Below are 25,831 nucleotides of genomic sequence, written 5' to 3' on the forward strand. Positions count from 1 at the left end.
CTGCGCGCAGTGCTGCGTAGATGTACTTGAATCCCTTGGATGCCATTTCTTCGAGGCGAGCCTGGGTCATGCTGGGTGCTGCCACCGGAATGTTTTCCATGCCGTACTTGGCGCAAGCAGCGGTGAGGCCTTCGTCGTTATCGAAGGGAAGGTCCGGAATAATGCAAGCGGAAACGCCTGCGTCCTTGCACATCTTCACGAAGTTTTCGACGCCCGGAGTAAATGCCAAGCTACCATAAGTCATGATGTAAATGGGAGTATCCGGATGCATTTCGTGAATCTTCTTCACGATTTCAAGACCCTGCTTGGTGGAGTAGCCCTTTTCCAAAGCTACGGTAGAAGCGGTCTGAATGGCAGGACCGTCGGCGCTGGGGTCGCTAAAGGCCAACTGGATTTCCAGGATGGATGCGCCGCCCTTTACGAGTGCGTCTGCGATGGCAATAGAAGTTTCACCGTCGGGGAAGCCGGCGATCAAATGAGACATGAGAGTGATAGGTGCGTTCATTGTTCAAATTCCTGAATAAAATGCTAGACGAGAGACGAAAGACGAGAGACGAGAGATGTTAAATTTGCGCCTTTGGCGTTTTTTATGTAGCGGCTATGCCGCCATTATTTTCTTTCGTCTCTAGTCTGTAGGAGCGTAGCTCCGTTCTCTCGTCTAAGTTACTTGTTCATAATCTCTGCGTCGTGGATGTCTTCGTTATTGTTCAGACGCTTCAGTTCTGCGGCCAGGAATTCCTTCCACTTTTCGGGGCGGAACACGGGACTGGTAATGAAGATGTCCTTGTCGCCGCGGCCACTCATGTTGATGATGATAGCCTTGTCCTTGGGGAATTCCTTGGCGATCTTTATGGCGGCGGCACCGGCGTGGGAACTTTCAAGAGCGAAGAGAATGCCTTCGTTCTTGGCGAAGAAGTTTACGGCTTCCAAAGCTTCCTTGTCCAGGATGCTGGTGAATTCAACGCGGCCGGCTTCGCCCAGGGCTGCCAGCTGAGGGCCGATACCCATATAGTCGAGACCTGCGGAAATGGAGCGTGTGGGCTGGGACTGACCATCGTCATCTACCAGGAACTTGCTCTTGTAACCTTGAACGATACCAACCTTGGCAGCATTGCCCACCATGCGGGCTGCGTTTTCGCCAAGCTTCGGGCCTACGCCACCAGCTTCTGCACCGATGAGGCGAATCTTTTCATTTTCAATAAACGGAGTGAACACGCCAATGGAGTTGGAACCGCCACCAACGCAAGCCACGATGGCTGCGATGTCCAGGTTGCGTTCTGCAGCCTGACGCTTCACTTCTTCACCGATGATGCTCTGGAAAGTACGGACGATATCGGGGAACGGTGCGGGACCGAGAGCGGAACCCAAAACGTAGTGGGTAGTAGCAAAGTTGGTTGCCCAGTCGCGCATGGCTTCGTTCACGGCATCCTTCAGAGTGCGGCTACCGCTGGTAACGGGCACCACCTTGGCACCGTAAAGTTCCATGGTGGCTACGTTTGGCTGTTGGCGACGAACGTCAACTTCGCCCATATAGACGATGCATTCCAGGCCCAGCTTTGCGCAAGCGGCTGCAGTGGCGAGACCGTGCTGACCTGCGCCAGTTTCTGCGATAATGCGGGTCTTGCCCATCTTCTTTGCCAAGAGGCACTGGCCGATGGCGTTGTTGATCTTGTGGGCGCCGGTGTTGGCGAGACCTTCCAGCTTGATGTAGATCTGAGCGCCGCCCAGGAGTTCTGTTGCGGTGGGGGCGTAGTACAGCGGAGTTTCGCGGCCAATGTAGTCGCGCTGGATGATACGCAGTTCTTCCAGGAATTCCGGGTCCTTGATGTACTTGTTGAAAGCTTCTTCAAGATCGTCCAAAGGACGGCGGATGATTTCGGCTACATACTTGCCGCCGAACTCGTTGAAAAAGCCGTTATCTGATTCTACCAGAGATTTTGCCATATTCAGGTCTTCAGGTTTCAGGTCGTTCGCTTCGAGGTCGGCAAACGGCCCTTGAGGTTAAGGTTGCGCGGCATAGCCGCTGTTTTAAACGTCTAAAAAATAGCTTTTTTAGGCGCAGGCCCTAGATTACCTGGAGGATTCTAAATGTCTTTGGGGAAAAATAAAAGCCTCCAGGGAGTCTGGAAGCCTTTTGCCTTGATCAACTAAACTTGCAAAAACCAGACTCTATGTTAGAGTCCGCGCCACCATCGGCCGTCAAAGTTTTCGCAAAGCACGTTAATCATCTTCATGTGCCAAAATTTATGAATATCCCTAAAAATTGGCAAGGGGAAGGGGGAGGATTGTCGGGAAAAATTACCGAAAGTGAGCGATTGTTTTTACCTGGTTCAAAAGAGCCCCTATAAGAAAAATTGACTAAAAAGTCAAACTTTTGTGATGCTTTGGGGAGATAAGTATGACCAATCACGCCTATATGGGGGCAAAGAGGGAGGTGCGGGGCTCAGGTTATGTATGTTTATGTGTTACGGGTAGTATTTTTCGTTTAGTATTTCAGAAAAAGTATGACCAGTTAAACGAAAATAGGTAGTGTTTTGATTAGTTTGTTTGTAAATAATCATACTTTTGTTGTTTGTTTTTATGAGAAGTATGACTTTTTGCTTGCGAATATGTTGATGAACACCGTTTCTCGCGCATGAAAGGCATTTTCCCCCAGGTTCAAAAAGAACCCCTATAAGATTAAAACAGCAAAATCTGAATTTATGTCCATAATGATGTAATAAACATTGGTGATGCATCATTACTTTTTACAAATCCACATTGCTCATAAAAATGTAATTCGTTATCATATGCAATAACTGCTACTCTCAGATAATCTTTATAATGTTCTTTCATCATAGCTACCAATGTTCTTCCTATCGTGTTTCCATGATATTGTGGATTTACTAACAAATAATGAACATATGCATTCATAATTCCATCATCCATAGCACAAATCATTCCTACAAGTTTTTCCCCTTCCCATGCAGAATACACAGTCTGGAAATTTTTCATTGCTACTACTAACTTATCTGGATAATGACCTGATGACCATTCAACAGAAAGAAATAAGTCCTTCAATTGTTCAGCTTCAAATTCGTGAATTTCTTTATATTCTATACTCATTTTACAATTTCCCTTCTAACACTAAAAATCGGAATTTATCTGTTAATCTACAATATATTTAGGAGCCACGAATAATGTTTCTTCGTTGCCATATATTTCATTGTGATAAATCTCTGACCATTTATCCTTATCAATCTCTTCAATTGATACAGAAACAACATCCTGGCTTAATTCAAATTCTTCAGTTTTCCCCGGGTTCAAAAAAGAACATTCCTAAAACAGAATGTCCTTTAAGTAAACCAAAATTCTACTGAAAACTTTTGCTTGATTTGGAAAAAGTTTTCAGTAGGAATGATTCTGTTTTTTACAAGCTATTGATTGCTGCAAACAGCTGCATCATCTTTTCTGTGTTCTTGACGCCGGGAGCATCTTCTACGCCGCTGGACACGTCCACAAGTTCGGGGGAGAACTTTGCGCAAATGTCGCCGATGTTCTCGGGAGTGATGCCGCCGGCGAGCCAGAAGGGTGTTTCGCCTGCTTTTTCGCGGAGCAGTTCTTCGGGAATACGTTTTCCGGATCCACCGGGGATGCCTTCTACCTTGGCGTCCAGAAGGACGCGGGGTTCACCGTGCTTGCGAATGGCGGCGAAGTTTTCGAAGTCTTCTGCGGAACCGATGCGAAGGGCGTTGTAGCAGGGGAGGGACGGAGACTGGGCGGCGCTTGCTACTTCTGCGGGAATTGCGTCAAATGCGGGTGCTGCAAATCCGTGGAACTGCACTGCGTCCAGAACGCCTTCGGCCGCAAGCTTAATGGCGGTCTTGCCTTCTTCTGTGGTGGTCTCGGTAATGACGCCAACAAACAGGGGGCAAAGCTTACCTTCCGCTTCGTATTCGCTACGGAGCAGCTGGGTGAAGTCGCGGACGAACTTTTCGTTAGTCAGACGTTTTGTGTTGCTGAAAACGAAGCCCAGCATGTCGGCGCCCATTTCGGCGGCGGCAAAACCGTCTTCTTCGCGAGTGATGCCGCAAATCTTGACCATGGGAATCTTGTGTGCGGCGCGTTCTGCGTCGGCGCTTTCCATACTTGCGTCTGCCATAGCAGCGGCGTAGGCGGCGCGTTTGGCGTCACGGCGTTCTGCAAAGGTCTTCCAGAAGTCACCGCGGCGGTTATCTTCGGCGGTGCCAAATGCGGCAACTAGCTTTGCTGCTAGGGGCGGGTTCTTTGCCACGGCTTCGCCAACGAGAATTCCCTTGAAGCCCAGACTGCGGGCGAATGCGGCGTCGGCAGGAGTGTGTACTCCACTTTCAAAAACAGCCTTTGCCGGCAGCTTGTTGCGGATAGCTGCAGGAACCATGGGGTCGATGTGGAAGGTTGCCAGGTCGCGGGAATTTACGCCTGCAACGATGGTGCGTTCGGCACTTTTTGCTGCGTCGCCGGCAGCTTCCTTGTCCAACGTTTCCAAAACAAGATTCAGCTTTCTCAGATCATCCGGTTCACGGACTTCCACAAAAGCCTGCATCTCAAAACTCTGGGCGCGCTTGGCCATCTTGATCAGCTGTTCGTCATCCAGGATGCGGGCGATCAAAAGAACCGCGTCGGCACCGCAGCGGTAGGCGATGTCGATTTCGTCTTCGAACAGCAAGAAGTCCTTACGGAGCACGGCGCACTTCTTGGTGCCATCTCCATTATCCACGGCCTTGGCCACCGCAATCAGGTCTGCCAAAGTTCCCTTGAAGTAGTTGGTTTCTGTAAGCACAGAAATTGCCTGTGCGCCGGCGGCGGCGTAAGTGCATGCCAAATCCGCAGGAACCAAGTCCGGGGCGATGTCCCCCTTGGAGGGCGAAGCTCGCTTGACTTCGAGAATGGGACCCGGGCGGCCGAGAAATTCGCAACGGCCAACGGTACGCTTTTCGGGAATGTCAAAGCCAAAGGTGAGACCAAGGCGTTCAATGTCTGCACGTCTCTTGTCTACAATCTTCTTTAAAATATCTTCGCTCATTTATAGGTTCCAGGTTCGAGGCACGAGGCGCGAGGTTCCAGGTTCGAGGCTCCAGGTACGAGGTTTGATGTTCGAGGCCCTGGATGCGGGGGCTTGAAATTTTACCTGCAAAATTTAGAAAAAAAGATAAATGAAAAATTGCGTTGGGAAATCGGCTTGCGTTGTTTTGTTGAAATAGTTATATTCTAGCAGTGCAGATACAAAAGGACATAATCAAGTCTAAGTTGCAGGACTATTTTGCGCATCAGGATTCCATTGATGCGGTAATCCTTTATGGCTCCTTTGCGAAAGGTAATTTCAACGAGTATAGCGATATTGACCTTGTGGTCCATTCAAAGGAAAGCCTGGATTTTGATTCGCTTGCGACAATGCAGGTGGAATTGAGTCTTCTTTGCGGTCGAGAAATCGATATTTCGGATTTATCCAAGGCCGAGGGTGTATTTTTGCATCAGGTGATGACCACCGGTGAACGTATCAAGTTTGACCATGCGGTATTCCACAAGTACCTTATGAAGGCCCTCTATTTTTACGAGGATTTTTTACCGATTATCCGTGCTTGCCGTGCAGAAAAAATAAAGAGGTTTGTTAATGGATAAGGATGTACTTCAAGCGAAATTAGAAATGCTTATGCGTTGTGTTGAACGCATAAAGTCGCAAAATATCCAGACTTTGGAAGACCTTGAAAACAGTTTGGATAAACAAGATATTATCCTTTTGAATTTGCAAAGAGCCGTTCAGGTGTGCGTGGATATTGGTAATCACATTGTAGTTGATTACGGAGCATCGCCAGTTACCATGGCGGATACTTTCAAAATTTTATTTGAGAAAAATGTGATTTCAAAATCCAATGCAGATAATTTAGCGAAGGCTGTTGGTTTTAGAAATATCGCAGTACATCAATACGAAGTTATTGACAACAAAATAATTTACTCCATTGTCAAGAATAACCTAAGCGATTTTGTTGAATTTGCTGCGAGCATTGCCCGCTTGTAAGGGCTGAGTTAGCACTTGTCTGTTGTGCTTATCTATAAAAAAGCGTATATTTCTATTTACAGATAATCTCCATTTTGCCCTAGGAGTTTTATATGCGTAAAAAGATTTCACTGATGCTTCCGCTGCTTTGTGCACCACTGGCTTTTTGGGCCTGCGGTGACGGCGAATCCAGTTCCGGGGCTTCTGCAAATGGTTCCGTATCCGAGTCCGATTTGGTTGTTGCGACTTTCGATGATTTGCCTGTTTGCAGCGACAAGCGTGAGGGCGCTACCGCCTACGTGAAGGATGAAAAGACCGCCTACATCTGCGAAGACGGCAAATGGATTTCCGATGACGAAACGGACGGCGACGATTCCTCGTCGAGTGTCAAGCCGGGCAGTTCCTCCTCCTCTGTCAAGCCAGGCTCTTCCAGTAGCAAGAAGGACGACCCGATGTCCAGTAGCAGTATAGTTAGCTCTAGTAGCTCTGCTGTAAAAGTTGAATCGTCCAGTAGTAGTCGCGGTCTTTTTGATATGACGAAGGATGAATTCTTGAATCCGAAGGTTTCGTATGGCGAGATGACTGACACCCGCGACAATAAGACCTATAAGACCGTAAAGATCGATGATCAGGTATGGATGGCCGAGAACCTGAACTATGCCGATTCTACAAAAATGCCGAGCCTGAAGGGTAAGTCCTGGTGCTATGACAATAAGGCTGAAAACTGCGATGTAACCGGTCGCCTTTACATCTGGGCTGCAGCCATTGACTCAGTTGCCTTGGCAAACGATGCAGACAATCCTCAGATTTGCGGCTACGGCGTAGAATGTACGCTGCCGACAGTTGTTCAAGGCGTGTGCCCCGAAGGCTGGCACCTGCCGACATACGAAGAATGGGAGACCTTGTTCACAGCGGTGGGTGGCTCTAGTAAGGCGGGTACGGCACTCAAGTCGCAGACCGGCTGGAAATCGCAGACGGGCGATGCTGCCGATAGGGATGCCTACGGCTTCTCCGCGCTCCCTGCAGGCTACAGACACTACCGTGACGGTTTCGGCAGAGCCGGCGACTACGCCTACTTCTGGTCTACTCGCGAGACCAATATCGGCGGCGCCTACTACATGGTTTTGTACTACGACTACGAGTATGCCGCCCTGAAAGGCACCTATAAGGACGACGGCTTCTCCGTTCGTTGTCTCCAAGACTCCAATTAAACTTTTACCTAAAATAGGTTGTCTAATTCATTTTATTCAATTTACTTACTGTATTGAATAAAAAATACGCTTTTTTATTCAATATGGTTGTTTTACTGGTTAAAAATGCTATTTTTAAGGCATGAAAAGTGCCGTGCTCAATCAGCGAAAAGAACGGGACCGCCTTTTAGCGGAGCCTTACCTTACACGTCAAACGGTGTATGATTTTGAAGCCTTGCTCCAGAGCCCGAACATAAAGTTGTTAACGGGGCCTCGTCGCGTGGGAAAATCCACCCAGGCTATTTTGATGCTGCGCGGGAAGAATTTTGCTTACCTGAATTTCGATGATAATGAATTGCTAAAAGGCTGGAACGAGGAACAGGCGGAAATGCTGCTGAACGAGGTGTACCCGAATTTTCAGTACCTTTTGCTTGACGAAGTCCAGAACGTAAGTGGCTGGGATGTTTTGGTCGGCAAGCTTTTTCGTCGTGGGTACAACCTGGTTATAACAGGTAGTAACGCCAACATGCTTTCGGGAGAAATGGCAACCGTGCTTACGGGGCGATATCTTGAAATCAAGATGCTACCTTTTAGTTTGTTTGAAACATGCTCGTTTAATCGGGAATTGACCAAGGACGATTATCTTAAAAACGGGGGCTATCCGGAAACGGTGTCGCAACGGGCCATAACGCAAACATACCTGCAGACACTGTTCGATTCCATTGTGTACAAGGATGTGGTTCGCAGGCACAAGATCCGAAATGTTACGGACCTGAATAATGTGGCTACATTCCTTCTTGCAAATTTTACGGGAACATTTAGCTACAACGATGTGGCGGATGACCTTGGCCTTTCCAGCGTTGCCACGACAAAAAAGTTCATGGACTATTTGCATGAGCCATTCCTGTTCTATTATCTGGATAGATACAACAACAAATTGAAACTAATGAAAAAGGCTCCGCGCAAGGTCTATGTGGTTGACAATGGCTTTGTTTCGTCGAGGGCGTTTAGCCTTAGCGAAAATCTGGGAAAACTTCTGGAAAATCAAGTCTTTATTGAATTGCTTCGCCGTGGGTACGATACCGAAAAATCCTTGTTCTACTACCATTCTCGCAATGACAAGGAAACGGATTTTGTAGTTCGTGAAGGTAACAAGGTAAAGCAGCTAATTCAAGTTTGTTACGAGATGTCGAACGAAAAAACAGAAAAGCGAGAGGTGGGTAGCCTTGTGGAATGCGCCGGCGAACTGAAGTGCGATAACCTTACCATTGTAACATGGAATGATGAACGGCTCATTGAAAAGAACGGGTATGTTATTAAGGTCGTGCCCGTGGAAAAATTTTGAATGAGATTTTATTGTCTCCAAGACTCCAACTAAACTTTTACCTAAAATAGGTGATTTTGGGTAAATGAAAAACTCCCCGACCATTGTGGTGGGGAGTTTTTTTTAATGCCAGATTCTCGCTTACGCGAGAATGACGCGGGTCTAGCTATTACTTGCAACCTTGACTTCTTCGATCTTCTTCAGCACGGAGCCGTCTTCGATTGCCTTCATGGCCATGTCGTAGCCTTCCTTGATGGTGGCGGCCTTCTTGCTGATGTAGAGGGCGGCACCAGCGTTCAGGGCGCAAGCGTACTTGATGCCCGGACGGCCCTTGCCGTTCAACATGTCCAGACCCAGCTTGAAGTTTTCTTCGCCGGTGCCACCTGCCAGATCGTCTTCGTCCACAGCGGGAACGCCGAAGTCCTTGGGGTCGATACGGTAGGTCTTGTAAACGCCGTCTTCCAGGATTTCTGCAATGGTGGTGGGAACGCAGGGAGAAATTTCATCGTAGCCGTCGTCGCTCAAGGCAACCATGACGCGCTTTGCACCCAGGGCATGTGCTGCCTTGGTGAAGGGTTCCAGCACAGCTTCGCTGTAAACGCCCAGGCAAAGGTACTTGGCTTCTGCAGGGTTGGTGAGAGGTCCGATGAGGTTCATGATGGTCTTGATGCCAAGGCACTGGCGGACAGGACCTGCGAAACGCATGGCGCTGTGATAGACGGGAGCCATAAGGAATACAAAGCCAGTCTTTTCCAGAACTTCGGCTGCCTTTTCCGGAGTCATGTCCAGCTTGAAGCCTGCGGCGGTGTAGAAGTTTGCTGCACCGGACTTGCTGGAAACGGCGCGGTTGCCGTGCTTTGCAATCTTACAACCGCAGGTAGCTGCGATAAGGCCAGACATGGAACTCACATTGAAGCTGCCCTTGCCGTCGCCACCGGTACCCACGATGTCGGTGAGCTCGTCGCCAGCAATGGGGAACTTGCGCTTCTTGCGGCTGAGTACTGCGGCGCAGCCTGCGATTTCATCGGCCACGGGGCCCTTGCAGGAAAGACCTGTAAGAATGGCGGCCATCTGGCGTTCGTCCATGATGCCGTCGGTCAGGTCGTCCATGAAACGTTCTGCTGTCTCGCGGGAAAGATCCTTGCCAACCATGAGGGTGTTCAGGATGCCGCGAACGTCCAGAGGATCGCGACGGTAGTTGAGGAATGCCTTGAAGAATTCGGCTTCCTTGCCGCTGGCGATTGATTCCGGGTGGAACTGGACGCCTTCGATGTCCATGGTCTTGTGACGGATGCCCATGATGTCGCCGTCGTCGGCGCGGGCGGTCACTTCGAATTCCGGCGGGAGGGTGGATTCGTCGATAACCAGGCTGTGGTAGCGGGTGAAGGGGTTCTTCTTGCCGATGGTGCGGAAGAGGCCGCGGCCGTCGGTGTTGATGTCTTCCACGATGCCATGCTTGATGAACTTTGCACCCACGATCTTTGCACCGAAAGCGTAGCCAATAGCCTGGTGACCAAGGCAGATGCCAAGAATGGGGAGCTTGCCTGCGAAGTGCCTGATGGCTTCAACAGAGATGCCTGCATCTTCAGGGCGACCCGGGCCCGGGCTCACAATGAGGCGGCTTGGGTTCAGAGCTTCGATGTCGGCGATGGTGCATTCCTTGCTGCGGAGCACGCGGATTTCTTCGTTAGTGATCTTGGCCAAAGCCTGATACACGTTGTAAGTGAAAGAGTCGTAGTTGTCAATTAAAACGATCATGGTTTAAACCTCGGGTAAAAATGCTTAGACGAAAGACGAGAGGCGAGAGACGAGAGAGTTTAATATCGTGCCTTCGGCACCCATGATATGGCAGCTTTGCTGCCTAATTTTATCTTTCGTCTTTAGTCTGTAGGCGCGTAGCGCCGTTCTCTCGTCTATTTCACTCCTTCCAGGACGGCACGAACGGCACCGAGCTTTTCGTTAGTTTCTTCAAATTCGCGTTCTGCGTTGGAGGCAGCCACAATGCCACCGCCAGCTTGCAGGCTGATCTTCTTGCCCTGCTTCAGGCAGCAACGGATAGAAATACAGAAGTCCAGGTCACCATCGGATTCGATGTAGCCCACAGCGCCTGCATAGAAGCGACGCTTGACTTTTTCCAAACCAGAAAGAATTTCGATGGCGCTGATCTTGGGAGCGCCGCTGACGGTACCTGCGGGGAAGCTGGAACGAAGTACTTCGATGGACTTCTTACCAACGCTTACCTTACCCTGAACGTCAGAAACCAGGTGGATCACATGACTGTACTTTTCGCATTCCATGTACTTCACGGTATCCACGGTGCCGGCGGTGCAGACGCGGCCAAGGTCGTTGCGGGCCAGGTCCACAAGCATCAGGTGTTCTGCCTTCTCCTTGGGGTCGGCCTTCAGTTCCTTCATCAATTCTTCGTCTTCCAGGTCGTTCTTGCCACGGCGGCGAGTACCTGCGATGGGATGGATGGTGGCAATGCCATCACGGACGCGGACCAGGCTTTCCGGGGATGCGCCGATGAACTGGTGAGTACCGTAGTCCAGGTAGAACATGTACGGAGACGGGTTCACGGAACGGAGGCGGCGGTAGATGTCCAATGCCTCGATGTCGCTTTCGAACTGGATGCGGCGAGAGGGCACGGCCTGGACGATGTCGCCGGCCACGATGTGCTTCTGAAGTTCCACCACCTTGGCGGAGTATTCTTCCTTGGACTTGGAAAGATCGGTAACAGTAACGCCCTTGGCCACTTCCTGTTCCGGAGCCAGGTAGCTGAAGTCCATGTCGGCCAGACGCTTCTTCACGTTGTTGATGGCGGCCGGCAGGTCGATCTGGTGTTCTTCGTAGTTCAGGGCGAACAGGTGAAGCTTTTCGGTGTAGTGGTCGAACACGATGTAGATGTGGCCCACCATGAATTCAGCTTCGGGAATGTTCAGTTCATCCACCTGGGGTGCCAGGTGAATGGTATCGCAGCGTGCGCAGAATTCGTACCCCAGGTAGCCCACGCCAGAGGAGGGAATAGGAATCTGGTTAGGGGGCACGGTGTTTTCTGCGGAAATCTTCAGCAAGGCGTCCAGGATGTCGCCTTCGCCTTCCTTCAGGAAAACGCTTTCCTTGCCATCGACGACGATGGACACGTCCTTTTCGTTTTGACGGAGACGGAAGCCTTCGTCCACCATCAAAGTGGAGTAGCGGCTCTTGCCGTGTGCGAAAGATGCGGATTCAAAGATTGCCTTTGCTCCCAGCTTCTTGCCCAGGGAGAAAGGGGTATAGCGTTCGCCAGGAAGGGCGACGTAGATGCTATCGGTGCGAGGTTCTGTCATTTTTCAATCCTCTGTTTTTAACGGACCAAATTTAGCTTTTTAGGCTTTCGTCCTGGAGGATTTCAAATGTAAAGGGAAAAAATAAAAGCCTCCAGGGAGTCTGGAAGCCTTTGCCTTGATTAAATAGTACGTGCAAAAAACCAGACTCTATGTTAGAGTCCGCGCCACCATCGGCCGTCAAAGTTCTTGCAGAGTACGTTAATCATCTTCATGTTCAATAATTTATGAATATCCCTACATGTTGGCAAGGGATTTGTCGGAATTAAGGAAAAAAACTTGTTTTTTTAACAAAGTATTTTGTAATTTGGGCAAACAGCTTAAATTGGGCTGTTTTTCTATATCCCTGGCCGGGCGCCCGTGGCGATTGAGCCGAACCGAGAGGGATTTTTGTTCCAACATACGTTTTTTAGTGGACCAGGTTTGAAAAAAGCCTGTTTTGTGGTGTTTTTGCTGCTTTTTTCCCAGGGGTGGCCTAAAAATAAGGGCGAATTTGCTCTGGATTTCGTGGATACGCCCATTGCGGAGGTGGTTCGGGCTGTTTCCGTGGCATACAATACGTCCATTCTTGTAGATGAAGGTATAGAAACCAGGGTGACATTTCATTTGGAGAACTCTGATTATTTTGATGGCTTGTCAGCATTGTGTCTGGCGAACCATTTGGAATTGCATCAGGAAAATGGGGTACTGCATATCCGCAAAAAGGTGAATCGGGGAGAACATGAATTTACGTTGTCTGATTCCTTGGTGAGTTTGTCTGTGAAGGACAAGGATGTTCGTGAATTTGTTCATGAGTACTCTATGAATTCGGGGTTGAATATTTTGGTTGCTCCGGAGGTGATTGGAAAGGTTTCCGGTGAACTTCGGAATATGAAGGCGAAAGATGCTTTTGTGAAGTTGATAACTACGGCCGGTTTTCGGGTGAAACAATCCAAGGATGTGTTGGTGGTTTTGCCTCAGGAAGTTGGGGTGTCTAAATCCGGTTCGTCGCGGTCTGGTTCATCACCGATCTCAGATAAAATAAAATTGGAACAGCTGGATGGTCGTTTTTCAGCGGAAATTCGTGATGCGCTTTTGGGTGATGCTTTGCAAAGTCTTGCCGAAGTGGCCGACTTGAATTTGGCGGTTTATGGTGACATCCGTGAAAATGTGAACCTAAAATTTGAAGATGTGGATTTGAAAACTCTGGTGGATGCTCTGTTTAAGGGACACCGCTACAGCTATGCTCTGGACTCCAATAATTTGTTCGTGTCCGAAGGCGGAATGCGGAAGGCTCTGTCTTATACGAAACTTTATCCTTTAAAGCATCTTCTTGCAGAACAGGCGCTGGCTCATTTGACGAAGTTTTCCCCAAGTACGGAATTTACTGCAGCGGAGGTTAAGGAACAGAACGCCTTGTTGCTAGGAGGTTCCGATTACGAAATCAAGATGGCGGAAAACTTGTTGCAGCAAATTGATGTGCCCGCTATTCAAGTGACCTTGAGCTGCATTGTGGTGGAATTCAAACGGGGAAAGAATTTCGAAATCGGATTGCATGGGGGCTCCGGCAGAAAAACGGGGGAGTATAACATCGGTGCCCGAGGGTTCCTTGATTTTGTGGACAAGGATTTTTCTGTGTCGGGGGCTTTTGGAAAAATTGGTCTGTTGCCAGATCGTTTTGAATTGGAATTGTCCGCTATGGAGGAACGTAACGAGGCCGAGGTTTTGGCTCGCCCGCGGCTGACGACGTTGAATGGAAATAAGGCTGAACTGAATGTGACCAATACGGTTTATTATCTGGTGAGTCAGGTAACGGCCGATGGATTCCCCATTACAGATTACCGTTCTTTTAATGATGGAATTTCCTTGGAGTTGACGCCGTCGGTGACGCGGGAAGGCGTGATTACGCTGGAGGTGTCTCCGGAAATCAAGACCGCGGGCCGCAGCACTGGAGACGGCCCCCGTGATATCAGTACCCGCAATTTAAAGACGGTAGTTTCCCTGAAGGATGGCGAAACCCTTTGCTTGGGTGGGCTGATTCGTAAGAATAAATCGGAAGTGCGTTCGGCGGTTCCTTTTCTCGGGAGCATTCCTGTGATTGGACGATTGTTCAGTTATGTGTCCGAGGTGGAGGAAGAAAATGAGTTGGCCATTTTTATCACACCGATGCTGGGGCGGTAAGGTATGTGTTTTTGGAGTGGTGTGAATTTGTTGGGTGCGAAACTATTGAATGGTGCGAAACCTGTGCCGGCACGCATGTGTACTTGGGAAATGGTAACAACCTTTGACGGGCATCCTTCGGAAGAACAACTGTTGAAACAATTTCATTTGGACTTTCCTCAGATTGATGTTTCGAAGATTTTAGTGACTTTAATGACTTCGCAGAATTCTCCGGAAGGACGAAAACTGCGGTACTTGGTGATGATGCCTGAAGATGATGTGGGGGAGAACCGTCGCGGTTTTATGGATAATTTCCCAGGTTGTTTTTCGAGACGATTGGTGCCACGACAAGCGTGGTTGTTCGGCTGGGCGGATCAGCAATTTCCAGACGTTAATGGAAATTGTTTGTTCTGGAAAATCGTAGATGGTGTGCTCTACATCTTGGTGTTCTTTGAAGGACGGCTTTGCCATTGGTCCGAGGAAATTGGATATGGCTTGGAAGAGGAGGATGCCCAAAGGGGGATGGTAGAAAATCGTCTGGAACGTTTTAGAAAGTTCTTGAATACGGATGCTTTGTTTTCTAGGGTGGAAAAATTTGCAGAAGTTGGAATGGATGAGGATAGGCTTGATGTCCGCGGGGGTGTTTGCGAAAGACGACTTTTCAAGAAGGCGGTGAAGGATTCCTTTTGGAAAAATATTGATTTGCGAAAAACGGGGAAGGACTCTTTGTTGATTGAAGAGCGCCCGCATAAAATCGGGCTTTGCAGTGGATTATTGTTGGCTATTTCTGTCCTTATAATTGTGGGGTTTGCGCTGGACTGGATGCTGAAATATGTAACAGATTTTGGGACGGCTTATGTGAATGAAAAAATGGTGGATGCGATACCTGTGGAATTAGATGTGCCGGAGTTGGTTGAAATCTTGGAGGAACGAAATGTGAGTTTTCGAGAGGAGGTTCCTAAGCCTCGAAAAGAGATTTCTTATGAGGAAAGTCGGCCGACTTGTATTTTGCCGGAAGTTCATTTGAAGGGAATTGTGGGGGAGAAATTGTTTGTGGCAATTGTGGATATTGCCGAGCCTGCGAAAACTTTTTTTGTTGGGGATTCGCTAGGGAATTTTATGGTGCAGGAAATTGAACGGACTCAAGTGCAACTTGTCTGCGGGGATTCTTCCGCTGTGATTTCGATGAGGTAAATATGGTGCTTGGTGCGCTTGTTTTGAGGTGCCGCGGTGCGGTGCTGCCCCTTGTGCTAGGGATTGTTCTTGCGGTGACCTGCATGCTGACGGCGCTTTTGCGGATGCCGGGAGGCGTGGGCAGAATTGCCCTGCGGGAGGCGGAAAGATTGCAGGATATTTATGACGGGGAGTCGGCTATTCTTGCGGAACTGAGCGGTTTTCCGCAGGGTTATTTTGAAGGAAACGATTGGGGATGGAAACTGCCTGAAGTTACGAAGGAAATGCGTGGGCCTTGGATGGAATATTCTGCGGGCAACGTGAGGGCCTTAACTGGCATTGCAATAGAAGGCTTGAGTCGTCTTGCTTATGGCCAGCGGAAATTGATTGCAGACGGCCTCCGTGAGAATCTGAAAAAGGAAATCTTGATGGCGCCCAACCTGCAGGCGAAATCGGGCAACCGCCGGCTTTTCGGCGGCGCAACTTCTATGAGCTTGATGGTACAAGACGGAGACCTGTATCTGGATTTGTCGGGCCACGCCGCCTGCGGGAACTTTTATTCAACCGGCAGTCTCACGCTTCGGGGCTCCGCACGTTACGACACCCTCCGGCTATATTCCGCGGGCCCGCTGCTTATCGCGGGCAATATTTCCGCCAGCTACCTCGAAGCCTACACCGCCGCTGAGGTAGACTTCTCCCGCAGCGAGTTTCTTTCGCACATTCAGGATCCGCGAGGCGGAACCTTCTTGCGGGACTCCTCCGTTGCGGTCATCGTCGCGCAGTTCGGTCCCCAAGGTTCTCCCACCGTTTTTGCAAAGCCTTTGCTCCCCGCGTTCATAGACGGCAAACGCGTTCCCTTCCAATGGTCCCTGCAATGAAGTCCCGCGGTTTTACTTTGATGGAGGTCCTTGTGGCTCTTGCTGTGCTTGGCGCATCCACCGCAGTCTTCTTCCGGTATATAGATGGCTTCCAGCGCCAGCGGGACATAGAGCGAAATCAAGCCAAGGCTTTTATCTGTTCCGCCAATGCCATGGAATACTTGGTACTGCACGTTCCCTCCTGCGCGACGGCTCAAAATTTCGCGGTCTCACAAAATGTTGCGATCTCACAAATCGTTGCGGCCTCTGCCCAAAGCGCGAACGTCGATTGCTCCTCCACGTTCTATTCCTTGTCTAAAGTCCCCGGTGTTGCGCCTCTGCTCGTTGCGACGGTCTACACCGAAGCTGTCCGTCCTGTAAAGCTCCGGAGGCTCATTCCGTGCGTCAATTCAAAGACCCGCTGAAAAACAAAGCCTTGCGGCCCCACAACGCCCACAAAGGCTACACCCTCATCGAACTTCTGGTAGCCCTGGCTGCGGCCTCCATCCTCAGCGCCTCGGCCTTGCAACTCTACAGCCGGTTCCACCATCTTACCCTTCATTTCATCAAGGACTACCAGCGGGAATCCTCGGAACTTATCCAGCAAATGCACCGCGCGATTCCCTACAGCAAATCACGTGGCGAAACCATTAAAAGAAAAAATCCCCGGCCTTAGCCAGGGATTAAACTTTCGCTTTTTTTAAGGATTACTTACCCAGGTCCACGCCCTGAACGTTCTGATTTTCCTTACGAGCCTTGCTGACTTCAATCATATTGCTGATGTAGTGCATGAAGCTCAGAACGCCCACAGAGAGGAAGCCGATGGAATAGAGGGCGAGGAACGGTCCGATGATGAACTTCTGTGCGCCGATGTATTCCAACATACCGAAGATGCAGTAAATGCCAACGCCAAGTTCGATGACTGCCTGCCAGGGGAACTTCTGCTTGTAATGGCTGGTGGCCTTCTTCTTCTGGCCGGCACCGCTCTTCGGAGTACGGACGAATCCGCTCTTGCGGCCGGTGATTGCTGCGAACACTGCCTTGGAGTTGCTGACTGCGATACCTACGCCGAGAGCCATGAGGATCGGCATGCTGAGAAGGCGGACCTTCCAGCCGGTGTAGCCGGAGCAGCGCTGAGCAACGAAGTAAAGGACAGAAGGAGCGATTGCTGCGAGGAAGATGAAGCTGAAGCCGACGGTGTATACCCAAGTCGGGAGGTGTGCCACCGGTTCAAAGAATGCCAACAGCGGCCATGCGCAGAGGGCAGTGAAAAGCATGCAGGGGTGAATAGAGTAGTGGGTGGTATGCAGGATTGCACCGATCTTCACGCGGAGAGGAACGTCAGCCTTCAGAACGCGGGGGAGGATCTTCTTTGCAGTCTGGATAGAACCCTTAGCCCAACGGAACTGCTGAGCCTTGAAAGCGTTGATATCGTTGGGAAGTTCTGCCGGAACGATCACGTCGAACACGAACTTCATCTTCCAACCAGCAAGCTGAGAACGGTAAGAAAGGTCCATGTCTTCGGTCAGGGTGTCGCCTTCCCAGCCGCCACCGCCATAGATGGCCTGCTTACGCCAGACACCTGCGGTACCGTTGAAGTTCATGAAGAGCTTGCCCCAGCTACGTGCGGACTGTTCCACCACGAAGTGGCCATCGATACCGATGGACTGAGCAAGGGTAAGACCGGATTCGGTGCGGTTCAAGTGGCCCCAACGACCCTGGACCAGGCCCACCTGTTCGTCCATCACCATGTACGGAATGGTCTTCAGGAGGAAGTCCTTTTCAGGTACGAAGTCGGCGTCGAAAATAGCGAGGAAGTCACCCTTGGCGATAGCCATTGCTTCCTTAAGTGCACCAGCCTTGAATTCCTGACGGTTGGTACGGTGAATGAGCTTGATGTCGTAACCCTTGGCGGCCAGTTCTTCGACCTTCTTCTTGGCGACTTCATAGCATTCGTCAGTAGAGTCGTCCAGAACCTGGATTTCGTGCTTGTCCTTGGGGTAGTCGATAGCGCAGACTGCTTCAAGGAGACGTTCCACGCAGTTTGCTTCGTTGAACACCGGCAACTGGGTGGTGACCTGGGGGAGGTCTTCCATGGAGTGTTCGCGATAGTACTGAAGGATCTTCTTACGATCGGAGAGTCGGGTGGTGCGGCTGTTCTTGAGGAACAAGTAGATGCTGTAGTAGCAGCTGAAGCCGTAGATGACGAGACCAACGCCCGCGATTACGTAAATCACGAACATGATATCCAGTAAGATCGTACTGATTGCCATAAAAACCGTATAACCTGTTTAACACTTTTGCTTTTTACAAAGCTTGGCGCCAAATATAGAAACCATTGGCAAAGTTTGCTACATTATAACCGATTTTTTACTTAAAATCTGTAAATATGACTGACAGTTTACAAAACAGCCCCATTGCGCGTTGGATTCGAACAAATGAAAAATCTGAGGGTTTTGCGGAAAATCTGCAAAAATTGCTTGCTTTCGCTTGTTCTAACTGGATTCAGCGGGGTTCTGGCGTGGTTTTGAGCCCAGAATCGGCCCTGGCCAAGGTGGTTTCTGCCCATTTGAACCAGTTCCCGGTGGGGGAATGGCTGGATTCTCCTAAGGACTTCTCCTCCGAAATTGCCGATTTTTGTGAAAAAACAAAGAATTTGGACCTTCCAGAGGTTTTAAAGCAGGACTTCCCTTCGGAACTGGACTTGCGTGGGGTGGTCTGTCCCCGGAATGCCGCCCGCAGCCGCCTGGTGCTGTCCGGACTGCCCGAAGGTTTTCGCATCCATATATTATTAGACGAGGGTTCTCCCATCGAAAATGTGCCGGGAGCCTTGGTCGCCGATGGTCATATTGTTGAAAATCGTCACAAAAAAGGCAATTTTTGGGTTTTAACGGTGGTCAAACGGGGAATAAGAGTGTAGATTATGATTAGTGGAAAATCGCATTCTTATAATAGGTGACGAACTTTTAGGAGAGCAGGGCGAGGCGGCTAACCGTTTCGCGGAGCTTCTTTTGTGCCGTGAGGCCAACCGTCCTATCCAATTCTTTATTAACGCACCTGCGATTCAGACTATTCCCCAGTTTGTAGCCCGCGCTTCCTCCGACATTATTGGAAAAAAGGCTGGTCGAATGATTTTCGGCCTGGGTCTTAAGGATTTGAAGCGTGGCGGATCCGACTACAACAAGGTTTTTGAACAGTACAGCGCCTTGGCCGACGAAATTATTAGCAAGACCATGTCCCCGCTGCATTTTTTGACCATTCCCACAGATACGCTGCCCATTGCGCCTGCCCAGGTGGGGGCCCTGAACGAAATGATCCTGGGTTTCCGTAACAAAAATCCGGAAAGGGTGAAAATCCTTGATTTTGCCGCCTATGTGGAAGTTTTTAAGGAAAAACAGCTGGAAAGGGGCAAGTTTGGCCGTAGTTTATATACAGAAGACGGCAAACCCACCTCCCTTTGCAATACTTTATTGGCTGTTTTCCTGTACGAAGAGATTATAAAAGAGTTGAAATAAAAGATAAGGAGTTAAAAATGAGCTTAACAGACGATAGTTACGCAAGAAAGATCGCAGCCCAGAGCCGTGCCTGGGACTCTACCAGTGACAACCGTAAGAAGGAACGTACTCCGAGAGAACCTGCCGCCCCGAAGATGGGAGTCTGCGACAAATGCGGCAAGGAAGCTTTGCTCAAGACCTTCCGATTCAAGGAAACCACGGTTTCCAACGGTGCCGCAAGCTTTGGAACGGTCACCAAGCACCTTTGTGAAGATTGCGCTCCCAAGTCTCGAGCCCAGAAGGATGCCGAAGTCCCCCAGATGGACAAGAAGCAGCTGAAGAGTCTTATGCGAGCCGCAAAGAAAGGCCTCCTTTAAGCAAAATTTTCCCCCTTACCAAAAAAGGGGGATTTTTTTAAATTTGGCGCGCTCTTTTAAGAACGGAGAAGCCAAATGTCTAACATCAATGCTAAGGAATCCGTCAAGAAGTTCTTGAACGAATCCGTCGCAACCATCACCCCTGAATTGGTAAAGTCCATCAAGAGGGGTTACACCAAGCAAAACTTGATTAGCGACCTTATGTCCGGCGTCATCGTTGGCATTTTGGCTTTGCCCTTGGCAATCGCATTCGCTATCGCTTCTGGCGTCGGTCCGGAACAGGGCCTTTACACCGCCATCATTGCTGGTTTCACTATTAGCCTTTTGGGCGGTTCCCGCTTCCAGATCGGTGGCCCTACCGGTGCTTTCATTGTGATCGTCTACGGCATCGTTAGCCAGTATGGTTACGATGGCTTGGCTTCTGCAACTCTCTTGGCCGGTATCATCCTGATCGTCTTCGGCCTCGCAAAGTTCGGTGCCATCATTAAGTTCATTCCTTATCCGGTGACTGTGGGCTTTACCGCAGGTATCGCCGTGATCATCGCCCTGGGTCAGGTTCCCAACTTCTTCGGTCTCCGTTTCTTGGCTAAGGACCCTGCCGATGCTATCGGTAAGATCAAGCTTTACGCTTCTTCTCTCGATACCATCAACATCTACTCCGTGATTATCGGCCTCATCGCTCTCGCCGTTTGCATTTTCTGGCCCAAGATTACTTCCAAGGTTCCTGGCTCCCTCATTGCTATTATCGTCGCTACCGTCATTGTCAAGGTTCTCGGCTGGGACGATCCCGTTAACGGTCACGGCGTGATGACCATCGGTATGAAGAACCACATTCCGTCTGGTTTCCCCACCCCGCACCTCCCGAACATCAGCCTGGACATGATGCAGAAGGTTTTCCAGCCGGCATTGACCATTGCTATTTTGGGCGCTATCGAATCCTTGCTCTCTGCAGTGGTGGCTGACGGTATGACCTCTACCAAGCACCGCTCCAATACCGAACTTTTCGGCCAGGGTGTTGCTAACCTCTTGAGCCCCATGTTCGGTGGTATTCCGGCTACCGGCGCTATCGCACGTACCGCTACCAACATCCGTAACGGCGCTGTTTCCCCGATTTCTGGTCTTGTTCATGCTGTTGTTCTTTTGCTCATCATGCTGGTTCTCGGTAGGTATGCTGAAATGATCCCGATGGCTGCTCTTGCCGCTGTGCTTTTCCAGGTTGCATTCAATATGTGCGGCTACCGCGCAGTGATCAAGATGTTCAAGCTCCCTAAGAGCGACGTCATGGTGATGCTTGTTGCTTTCTTCCTCACCGTGGTCATCGACCTGACTGTTGCTATTGAAGTTGGTGTTCTTCTCGCTGCAATCCTCTTCATCAAGCGTATGAGCGAAGTTGCCGAAGTGGACGCTGTTACCGATGCAATCCGTGCTGATGACGAAGAAGTGACCCACAACGAACTTGCCCGCCAGGTTCCCAAGGGCGTTATCGTTTACGAACTTGCTGGTTCCCTCTTCTTCGGTGCTGTAGACAAGTTCAAGGAAACCTTGAATCGCATCGCCGTTAAGCCCAAGATTCTTATCCTCCGCATGCGTAGCGTTTCCAGTATCGACGCTGCCGGTATCCAGATGATTGAAGACTTGATGATCCGCTGTAAGAAGGACGGCACCCAGTTGCTCCTTTCCGGTGTGCATGCCCAGCCGGTGGTTGCTCTCACCCGCGCAGGTGTGCTGAAGCAGCTCGGCGAAGAAAACGCTCTGGGTAACATCGATGCAGCCCTGAACCGTGCCCGCGAAATCCTCGGCCTCCCGCTGGTTAGCGACACCTACGATCCGAACCCCACCGTTAGCTGGGAAAAGGGTCTGGACAAGCCCTGGATGCCTGAAGAATCCAACGCTGCAGTGGCTGAAGGCACTCCGGAAGTAATCGCCGAAAAGGTCGCCGACGAACCCGTCTGGAAGATTGAAGACGACAAGAAGTAAAAAAGTCTTTTACATTTTACGAAAGATGACGCCAATCTCCTTATGGGTGGCGTCATTTTTTTGCAATTTTCTAGGATGGTTCTTGTTTTTTTGGGGGAGGGGACTTATATTTAAATTTAATTGGAGTTGTCTATGAAAAAGATGTTGTTATGCATGTTTATTGTGGTAGATTGCGCTTTGGCTTATGTTCGTTGGGGTTTGCCTTATACAATTGACATTTCTACTTATGCGGTGAATGATTATTCTCACTATACCAATGGTACGTCTAACTTGTCGAGATCAATTCGGCATAAAAATCGTTTTGTAAGTCAGATGATGTCAAGTATAAATAGCAGGTATCCGAATATAAGTGTAAATCATGTGATTGATAGAACGGATTCGACAGCTACAACATTTAATTTTGTCAACGATGCTAACCATAATTCTGAAATTGTCTTTTTTTCTGGACATGGAAATGTTGGGCTTGTTGCACTTTATGATGGCATAACGAACTTAGGAACTTCAAAAAAATTTGAGTCGTTTAATCGTTGGGTGTTTCTTAACGCGTGTTTGGTTTTGGATACAACAGAGGCTTATGCAACAACTTGGTTTAATGGCGCTCATGCCGTTTTGAGTTTTAAGTCTTTATCCTACGAGTTCGTTAAACCGTATAATTGTTTCATTAATTGTGACCATCATCGTAGTGAGGATACTTTTAATTACTTTGCGGATTATTTTATTGAGGATGGTTCTGAAATTTGGGATGCGTACAATAGGGCGGTAAGAAAGGCTATTTATTCAAATGGAAATCTTGGAATCGAGCCTGGTATTATGTATGTGGAAGGAACTGCTGAAAATGGACAATTTGTTGATTTTTCAGAGGAACGATTCCAGAATGTTTATAATGGCCCGTTACCTCCTTCGGCGGGACGAGTAAAAAGAAAAACTCAACCTCATGGAACTCCGGCATATTAGAGAGGTAAAAATGCGTAGTTTTATTAAATCGTTATTATTCCTGATTTTTATTTGCTTGTGCGCTTGTGATGGTCAAATGGAGGTTCAGTGTGCGGGTTGTTTACCTCCGGATTTGGTAACAACAGCATTTGTTCCTGGCACTTCGGATTCCGTCCAGATTCAATCAATCAACGATAGTCTTGTTGAAGCTGGTGTTATTGGTGCAGAAAAAATGGATTCTCTGCGGATAGTTTACGCAGGTCATAGTATATCCGTTTATTGTGATGTGTCGAAACATGTTATTGGGGATGTTCGCCATTTGGTTCGTGGTGATACTGTTTTCTTCTGGATTTCTTATGAGAATTTGAAAAAGGATTATTCAAAGGCATCCTTGTGTGCAGATATGTACGAGGGTTTTGACGATTATCCAAAATTTGATATCTATTTATCAAAGGATTTGAAAATAAAATATTTTGTTGTGCTGGGGAAACCATCTATTATATGCGATGTAGAAACTTATGTTGGTGAAAAAACTGACGATGGTGGGTGGGAATTTTCTTCTGATAATAAAGAATCTTTTATATGGTAGGAGCGGGGTTTAAATGGTCTTTGGCAAAATGACTTTGTTTGTTTTTTTTGTTGCGTTTGTGAGTGTAAGTGCTCAGCCTGTGGTTGTTTTTTCTAAAAAGACAGAAAATTTCCTGGGAAATCGAAAAAATATTTCTGTATATAGAACGGCTCAATTTGATGGAAATGTTGCGGATGGACAGGATGTTTTTAAAAAGGCTTCTTCCGTGGCGTCTATAAAGGGGCTTCAATCTGAAAAAGTCATTAAAGCCGTGGATAGCGAAATGAAGGCTATCGGTTACAGAACGAAAATTGGAAGGAGTGGCGAGTTGCATGCTCTGCCTAGTAGGGCGCACATCGTTGATGTCTCTTGCTTGAACGATAATTCATACTTGTGCGGTCTTGGAATCCTTGACGATATATTGCCGTATTCTGTAAGAAAAGATTTTGATTTTCTTAATGTAAGCTACGAATATGTTGGTGATGAAAAAGAAAAACAAATTTCTGGTTATGTTTTTTCGTATAAGCGTGTTTATGACAATAAAATTGTTGTTGGATCGTCCAACTCTCTTGATGTCTATGTAAAAGCAGATGGTCTTTTGAAATCTATAGAGATTGAATTCGATTTAATAGAAAATACAAATGATGTTTTTTTTGTTGAAGCAGATGTAGGTTTGAACAAGGCCGCTTTGGTTGACGTGGTAAATAAGAATTTCAGTATGGTTAAAGCTTTGAATGACGAGGATTCTCGTATAAATGTTAAAAGAGTGGACGTTTTTGGTGTGACTGAAGCCTATTGTCCTCTTCAAAGCGAAACTGATGTGCGAGTGTTTATTCCCTGTTTATCATATTCTGTAAAAATTGATCTTGAATCAGGTGATACTTTTACGACTGTTATCAACGCTCCGTATACTCCGTCAGTTATTCCGTAGACGCAAGGAATTTTTGTTGCGGCTCTTTGTGTGAATGGTATAATTTTTTTCTATTTTGACTACCATGTTCAAGATCGGCGTTATGGCTTCTGGCGGCGGAAGCAACTTTAAAGCAATTATTGACCGCATCGGCGAGGGCGACCTTGAAGCCCAGTGCAAGTTCCTCATTACCAATAACGGTGGTTGTGGCGCAGTAGGCCATGCTACTACCTACGGTATCCCGGTTTACCATATTTCCGGTAAGACTCATCCCGACCAGGCTGAGTATGAGAAGGCTTTGTGTGCCGTGTTGGACGAACGCCCAGTGGACCTGCTGATCTTGGCTGGCTACATGAAGAAGTTGCCGGATTGCCTGGTGGCTAAGATGCAGGATCGCATCTTGAATATTCACCCGTCCTTGTTGCCGAAGTTTGGCGGTAAGGGCTTCTGGGGACTCCACGTTCACGAAGCTGTGCTTGCTGCAGGTGAAACAGAGTCTGGCCCCACGGTTCACCTGGTTTCCAATGAAATCGACCGCGGCCGCATCCTTGCTCAGCGCAAGGTACCTGTGATGCCTGACGATACTCCTGAAACCCTGCAGGCCCGCGTGCTGGAACAGGAACACGATATCTTCTGGCGTACCATCAAGGAATACGGGGAAAACTTGCAAAAGTAATTCCCGAGCCTGTAACCTGGTGCCTGAAACCTGATAATGAAATTTAAGCCTCCTGCATTTGTGGATGGAATTGAAGCCCCCATCGATGGTGAGGTGGCTTTCCGCAGCAATTTCCCGGGAAAAATCATTGTCGGCATCGACGAAGTGGGTAGGGGCCCTTTGGCAGGCCCTGTGGTGGCCTGCGCCGCCGTTCTTAAGTCTCCGGATATTCTGCCGTCCTTGAACGATTCCAAGAAGCTGACCCGCCCCAAGCGCGAGGCCATGTACGACGCCGTAAAGGACGCCTGCATTTGCTATGCCATCGCCAGCGCAAGCGTTGCAGAAATTGACTCCATCAATATTCTTGAAGCGGATTTTTTGGCGATGCGCCGCGCCTTGACTGCTCTAGGGATGCCTGGCCTGGAAGTTTCCGAACCGGAAATGCCTGTGGAGGTGAAGGGCTCCTTTGCAGATTGCGTTGCGTCCTTTAATGCCGAGATTTCCTGCGCCGATCTGTTTACTCCCGCAGCTCCTGAAGTGCTGGTCGCTGTGGACGGAAACCTGAAGATTCACGGCGTTCCCGATGAAATCCAGATTCCCGTGGTGAAGGGTGACGGTCGCGTGGCTTCCATTTCTGCAGCCTCCATTTTGGCCAAGGTTTACCGTGACCGCTACATGGATGAACTGGAAAAGACATATCCGGGTTACGGCTTTGACAAGCACGCCGGTTATGGAACCAAGGCTCATTTGTCTGCAATCCGCAAGTTGGGGATGACCCCGGCCCACCGAACCAGTTTCCACCCCAAGGGATTGGAAACCCTGTAGAACCCAAGTTAAATAGTTTTTACTGTGATTTTTAACAAATTCCGGGGACTGTTGTAGTCAAATACAACGA

27 protein-coding genes are annotated in these 25,831 nt (G+C 48.9%); 18 read left to right on the top strand and 9 right to left on the bottom strand.

Translation table 11 applies throughout. From position 1 onward, the window contains the following. The 5 genes from trpA to MJZ25_09300 all read right to left on the bottom strand — a co-directional run. Nucleotides 1-505: tryptophan synthase subunit alpha (trpA, locus tag MJZ25_09280; GenBank protein ID MCQ2124360.1), on the bottom strand; the 505-nt coding region annotated here is incomplete at its 3' end. A 158-nt stretch (nt 506-663) separates the two neighbouring features. Beyond that, a complete protein-coding gene (trpB, locus tag MJZ25_09285; protein ID MCQ2124361.1) occupies nt 664-1,944 on the bottom strand; it encodes a tryptophan synthase subunit beta in 1,281 nt (426 codons plus the stop codon). A gap of 756 nt (nt 1,945-2,700) precedes the next feature. Then, nucleotides 2,701-3,105, bottom strand: a complete 405-nt coding sequence (locus tag MJZ25_09290; protein ID MCQ2124362.1) for a GNAT family N-acetyltransferase — start codon at nt 3,103-3,105, stop codon at nt 2,701-2,703. A 42-nt stretch (nt 3,106-3,147) separates the two neighbouring features. Beyond that, nucleotides 3,148-3,306, bottom strand: a complete 159-nt coding sequence (locus MJZ25_09295) for a hypothetical protein (protein MCQ2124363.1) — start codon at nt 3,304-3,306, stop codon at nt 3,148-3,150. Between the two features lie 103 nt (nt 3,307-3,409). Next, nucleotides 3,410-5,044 (bottom strand): bifunctional indole-3-glycerol phosphate synthase/phosphoribosylanthranilate isomerase, encoded by a 1,635-nt coding sequence (locus MJZ25_09300; protein MCQ2124364.1) that lies wholly within the window; start codon nt 5,042-5,044, stop codon nt 3,410-3,412. Nucleotides 5,045-5,235: 191 nt separating this feature from the next. Here MJZ25_09300 and MJZ25_09305 point away from each other — a divergent pair, with 191 nt between their 5' ends. The 4 genes from MJZ25_09305 to MJZ25_09320 all read left to right on the top strand — a co-directional run bounded on the left by MJZ25_09305 (nt 5,236) and on the right by MJZ25_09320 (nt 8,551). Beyond that, the gene (locus tag MJZ25_09305; protein MCQ2124365.1) at nt 5,236-5,640 is read left to right on the top strand and encodes a nucleotidyltransferase domain-containing protein; all 405 of its coding nucleotides are present in this window, start codon (nt 5,236-5,238) and stop codon (nt 5,638-5,640) included. Further along, a complete protein-coding gene (locus tag MJZ25_09310) occupies nt 5,633-6,037 on the top strand; it encodes a DUF86 domain-containing protein (GenBank protein MCQ2124366.1) in 405 nt (134 codons plus the stop codon). The genes MJZ25_09305 and MJZ25_09310 overlap by 8 nt, the downstream gene beginning before the upstream one ends. Before the next feature lie 92 nt (nt 6,038-6,129). Next, nucleotides 6,130-7,227 carry a fibrobacter succinogenes major paralogous domain-containing protein gene (locus tag MJZ25_09315; protein ID MCQ2124367.1) on the top strand — a complete coding sequence of 366 codons (1,098 nt, stop codon included), beginning with the start codon at nt 6,130-6,132 and terminating at the stop codon, nt 7,225-7,227. 121 nt (nt 7,228-7,348) lie between these two features. Continuing rightward, nucleotides 7,349-8,551 (top strand): ATP-binding protein, encoded by a 1,203-nt coding sequence (locus tag MJZ25_09320; GenBank protein MCQ2124368.1) that lies wholly within the window; start codon nt 7,349-7,351, stop codon nt 8,549-8,551. A 141-nt stretch (nt 8,552-8,692) separates the two neighbouring features. On the opposite strand, the gene MJZ25_09325 is transcribed toward MJZ25_09320, so the two are convergent. The 3 genes from MJZ25_09325 to MJZ25_09335 all read right to left on the bottom strand — a co-directional run bounded on the left by MJZ25_09325 (nt 8,693) and on the right by MJZ25_09335 (nt 12,459). After that, nucleotides 8,693-10,288, bottom strand: a complete 1,596-nt coding sequence (locus MJZ25_09325) for a bifunctional anthranilate synthase component II/anthranilate phosphoribosyltransferase (GenBank protein MCQ2124369.1) — start codon at nt 10,286-10,288, stop codon at nt 8,693-8,695. Between the two features lie 155 nt (nt 10,289-10,443). Beyond that, the gene (locus tag MJZ25_09330) at nt 10,444-11,856 is read right to left on the bottom strand and encodes a chorismate-binding protein (GenBank protein ID MCQ2124370.1); all 1,413 of its coding nucleotides are present in this window, start codon (nt 11,854-11,856) and stop codon (nt 10,444-10,446) included. A gap of 234 nt (nt 11,857-12,090) precedes the next feature. Continuing rightward, nucleotides 12,091-12,459 carry a hypothetical protein gene (locus tag MJZ25_09335; protein MCQ2124371.1) on the bottom strand — a complete coding sequence of 123 codons (369 nt, stop codon included), beginning with the start codon at nt 12,457-12,459 and terminating at the stop codon, nt 12,091-12,093. A gap of 27 nt (nt 12,460-12,486) precedes the next feature. Between MJZ25_09335 and MJZ25_09340 the strand changes: the two genes are divergently transcribed. From MJZ25_09340 to MJZ25_09360, 5 genes are read left to right on the top strand one after another with little or no spacing between them, the layout of a single operon-like run. Next, nucleotides 12,487-14,013, top strand: a complete 1,527-nt coding sequence (locus MJZ25_09340; protein MCQ2124372.1) for a type II and III secretion system protein — start codon at nt 12,487-12,489, stop codon at nt 14,011-14,013. Nucleotides 14,014-14,034: 21 nt separating this feature from the next. After that, nucleotides 14,035-15,186: a hypothetical protein gene (locus MJZ25_09345; GenBank protein MCQ2124373.1), complete on the top strand. Its 1,152-nt coding sequence runs from the start codon at nt 14,035-14,037 to the stop codon at nt 15,184-15,186. 2 nt (nt 15,187-15,188) lie between these two features. Then, nucleotides 15,189-16,043, top strand: a complete 855-nt coding sequence (locus tag MJZ25_09350; GenBank protein ID MCQ2124374.1) for a hypothetical protein — start codon at nt 15,189-15,191, stop codon at nt 16,041-16,043. A 20-nt stretch (nt 16,044-16,063) separates the two neighbouring features. Beyond that, entirely contained in the window at nt 16,064-16,447 is a 384-nt protein-coding gene (locus MJZ25_09355) for a hypothetical protein (protein MCQ2124375.1), read from the top strand. Next, nucleotides 16,423-16,698, top strand: a complete 276-nt coding sequence (locus tag MJZ25_09360; protein ID MCQ2124376.1) for a prepilin-type N-terminal cleavage/methylation domain-containing protein — start codon at nt 16,423-16,425, stop codon at nt 16,696-16,698. The genes MJZ25_09355 and MJZ25_09360 overlap by 25 nt, the downstream gene beginning before the upstream one ends. A gap of 31 nt (nt 16,699-16,729) precedes the next feature. Here the strand turns inward: MJZ25_09360 and MJZ25_09365 are convergent, their stop codons facing one another. After that, the gene (locus MJZ25_09365) at nt 16,730-18,295 is read right to left on the bottom strand and encodes a glycosyltransferase (protein MCQ2124377.1); all 1,566 of its coding nucleotides are present in this window, start codon (nt 18,293-18,295) and stop codon (nt 16,730-16,732) included. A gap of 116 nt (nt 18,296-18,411) precedes the next feature. Here MJZ25_09365 and MJZ25_09370 point away from each other — a divergent pair, with 116 nt between their 5' ends. From MJZ25_09370 to MJZ25_09410, 9 genes are all read left to right on the top strand, one after another. Then, nucleotides 18,412-18,942 carry a sulfurtransferase TusA family protein gene (locus MJZ25_09370; GenBank protein ID MCQ2124378.1) on the top strand — a complete coding sequence of 177 codons (531 nt, stop codon included), beginning with the start codon at nt 18,412-18,414 and terminating at the stop codon, nt 18,940-18,942. A 10-nt stretch (nt 18,943-18,952) separates the two neighbouring features. After that, nucleotides 18,953-19,537, top strand: coding sequence for a hypothetical protein (locus tag MJZ25_09375; protein MCQ2124379.1), 585 nt, complete (start codon nt 18,953-18,955; stop codon nt 19,535-19,537). A gap of 17 nt (nt 19,538-19,554) precedes the next feature. Continuing rightward, the gene (locus MJZ25_09380) at nt 19,555-19,893 is read left to right on the top strand and encodes a hypothetical protein (protein MCQ2124380.1); all 339 of its coding nucleotides are present in this window, start codon (nt 19,555-19,557) and stop codon (nt 19,891-19,893) included. A gap of 75 nt (nt 19,894-19,968) precedes the next feature. After that, on the top strand, nt 19,969-21,870 hold the full coding sequence (gene sulP / locus MJZ25_09385; GenBank protein ID MCQ2124381.1) for a sulfate permease: 1,902 nt from the start codon (nt 19,969-19,971) through the stop codon (nt 21,868-21,870). A 132-nt stretch (nt 21,871-22,002) separates the two neighbouring features. Continuing rightward, on the top strand, nt 22,003-22,824 hold the full coding sequence (locus MJZ25_09390) for a hypothetical protein (GenBank protein MCQ2124382.1): 822 nt from the start codon (nt 22,003-22,005) through the stop codon (nt 22,822-22,824). Between the two features lie 10 nt (nt 22,825-22,834). Then, complete coding sequence (locus MJZ25_09395) at nt 22,835-23,392, top strand: hypothetical protein (GenBank protein MCQ2124383.1); 558 nt, start codon at nt 22,835-22,837, stop codon at nt 23,390-23,392. A gap of 13 nt (nt 23,393-23,405) precedes the next feature. Further along, nucleotides 23,406-24,302: a hypothetical protein gene (locus MJZ25_09400; GenBank protein MCQ2124384.1), complete on the top strand. Its 897-nt coding sequence runs from the start codon at nt 23,406-23,408 to the stop codon at nt 24,300-24,302. A 64-nt stretch (nt 24,303-24,366) separates the two neighbouring features. Then, nucleotides 24,367-24,957, top strand: coding sequence for a phosphoribosylglycinamide formyltransferase (gene purN / locus MJZ25_09405; protein MCQ2124385.1), 591 nt, complete (start codon nt 24,367-24,369; stop codon nt 24,955-24,957). A gap of 36 nt (nt 24,958-24,993) precedes the next feature. Further along, nucleotides 24,994-25,761 carry a ribonuclease HII gene (locus MJZ25_09410; GenBank protein MCQ2124386.1) on the top strand — a complete coding sequence of 256 codons (768 nt, stop codon included), beginning with the start codon at nt 24,994-24,996 and terminating at the stop codon, nt 25,759-25,761. Nucleotides 25,762-25,831: the final 70 nt, after the last annotated feature.

The sequence above is a fragment of the Fibrobacter sp. genome (assembly GCA_024399065.1).
GTDB lineage: Bacteria > Fibrobacterota > Fibrobacteria > Fibrobacterales > Fibrobacteraceae > Fibrobacter.

Bases quoted from the DNA above. Each gene is read 5' to 3' on its own strand.
- trpB (MCQ2124361.1), bottom strand. From the start codon at position 1,944: ATGGCAAAATCTCTGGTAGAATCAGATAACGGCTTTTTCAACGAGTTC.
- MJZ25_09290 (MCQ2124362.1), bottom strand. From the start codon at position 3,105: ATGAGTATAGAATATAAAGAAATTCACGAATTTGAAGCTGAACAATTG.
- MJZ25_09300 (MCQ2124364.1), bottom strand. From the start codon at position 5,044: ATGAGCGAAGATATTTTAAAGAAGATTGTAGACAAGAGACGTGCAGAC.
- MJZ25_09310 (MCQ2124366.1), top strand. From the start codon at position 5,633: ATGGATAAGGATGTACTTCAAGCGAAATTAGAAATGCTTATGCGTTGT.
- MJZ25_09315 (MCQ2124367.1), top strand. From the start codon at position 6,130: ATGCGTAAAAAGATTTCACTGATGCTTCCGCTGCTTTGTGCACCACTG.
- MJZ25_09320 (MCQ2124368.1), top strand. From the start codon at position 7,349: ATGAAAAGTGCCGTGCTCAATCAGCGAAAAGAACGGGACCGCCTTTTA.
- MJZ25_09325 (MCQ2124369.1), bottom strand. From the start codon at position 10,288: ATGATCGTTTTAATTGACAACTACGACTCTTTCACTTACAACGTGTAT.
- MJZ25_09330 (MCQ2124370.1), bottom strand. From the start codon at position 11,856: ATGACAGAACCTCGCACCGATAGCATCTACGTCGCCCTTCCTGGCGAA.
- MJZ25_09335 (MCQ2124371.1), bottom strand. From the start codon at position 12,459: ATGAAATGTCACCCTGGTTTCTATACCTTCATCTACAAGAATGGACGT.
- MJZ25_09350 (MCQ2124374.1), top strand. From the start codon at position 15,189: ATGGTGCTTGGTGCGCTTGTTTTGAGGTGCCGCGGTGCGGTGCTGCCC.
- MJZ25_09355 (MCQ2124375.1), top strand. From the start codon at position 16,064: ATGGAGGTCCTTGTGGCTCTTGCTGTGCTTGGCGCATCCACCGCAGTC.
- MJZ25_09365 (MCQ2124377.1), bottom strand. From the start codon at position 18,295: ATGGCAATCAGTACGATCTTACTGGATATCATGTTCGTGATTTACGTA.
- MJZ25_09370 (MCQ2124378.1), top strand. From the start codon at position 18,412: ATGACTGACAGTTTACAAAACAGCCCCATTGCGCGTTGGATTCGAACA.
- MJZ25_09380 (MCQ2124380.1), top strand. From the start codon at position 19,555: ATGAGCTTAACAGACGATAGTTACGCAAGAAAGATCGCAGCCCAGAGC.
- sulP (MCQ2124381.1), top strand. From the start codon at position 19,969: ATGTCTAACATCAATGCTAAGGAATCCGTCAAGAAGTTCTTGAACGAA.
- MJZ25_09390 (MCQ2124382.1), top strand. From the start codon at position 22,003: ATGAAAAAGATGTTGTTATGCATGTTTATTGTGGTAGATTGCGCTTTG.
- MJZ25_09395 (MCQ2124383.1), top strand. From the start codon at position 22,835: ATGCGTAGTTTTATTAAATCGTTATTATTCCTGATTTTTATTTGCTTG.
- MJZ25_09400 (MCQ2124384.1), top strand. From the start codon at position 23,406: ATGGTCTTTGGCAAAATGACTTTGTTTGTTTTTTTTGTTGCGTTTGTG.
- purN (MCQ2124385.1), top strand. From the start codon at position 24,367: ATGTTCAAGATCGGCGTTATGGCTTCTGGCGGCGGAAGCAACTTTAAA.
- MJZ25_09410 (MCQ2124386.1), top strand. From the start codon at position 24,994: ATGAAATTTAAGCCTCCTGCATTTGTGGATGGAATTGAAGCCCCCATC.